Annotated in this window: 1 protein-coding gene; it reads right to left on the bottom strand. The window is 52.3% G+C overall.

Going from position 1 to position 713, the window contains the following annotated elements; all coding sequences use genetic code 11:
* Window positions 1-171: 171 nt before the first annotated feature.
* A partial coding sequence (locus RTW80_RS26605) for a transposase (protein ID WP_312721089.1) occupies window positions 172-713 on the bottom strand: 542 nt, incomplete at its 5' end.

Raw genomic sequence — 713 nt, 5'->3', positions numbered from 1 at the left:
CCTACGGCGCCGAGGAAAAAAGAAACCAAACCATTCTTGCTGCCAAAGAGAAAAACCCCTTACGGTGGCGTACTGGGAAAGTGCGTATCTACGACGCCTTGCCGGTCTCAATGTCATGCCGTCCTCTTTCGAAGGCTGCTTGATGCAAACCTCTCAAAAATCTGGCATAAACTATCTTGACATATTCCGATTGAACACCTTCCGAATATCAGCGGCTATCAGCGGGATCTCATCTTTTTTCGTGACGTAGGAGTGGGCATTCTGCTGCAGATGAAACTGGCAGCGTTGCCACAGAATTCCAGGGAAGACAGCATCGATTGCCGCGCGCAGTCCTGAGTGGTCATCACTGGTGATCATTCGCAGGCCGTGCATCCCTCGTCGTACGAGACCCTCGAGAAAGGAACGCCAGTTTACCTCTGCCTCACTGTTCGCGACTTCGGCGTCAAGAATATGCCGATTCCCGCTGTAATCAACGCCAATAGCCACTAGAAGCGCCTGCTTGACCACATGGGAACCGACGCGAACCGATTCATAGGTCGCATCAAGTACCAAGTATTGAATCTGTCCGACAGGCTGCGCCTTCCAAGACGTAATCTCTTCATCGAGCTCCTTTGCCAGCCTGCTGACCTGGGACGAGCTGACGTCGGTGCCACAAAGAATTTCGACGATATCCGAGACCCTGCGGGTAGTTACTCCTTTGACATACATGTCGG

This window comes from Escherichia sp. AM3, assembly GCF_032029835.1.
Classification (GTDB): domain Bacteria; phylum Pseudomonadota; class Gammaproteobacteria; order Enterobacterales; family Enterobacteriaceae; genus Escherichia; species Escherichia coli.
Note: the sequence above shows the minus strand (reverse complement) of the source record. Positions and strands in the feature narration are given on the sequence as shown.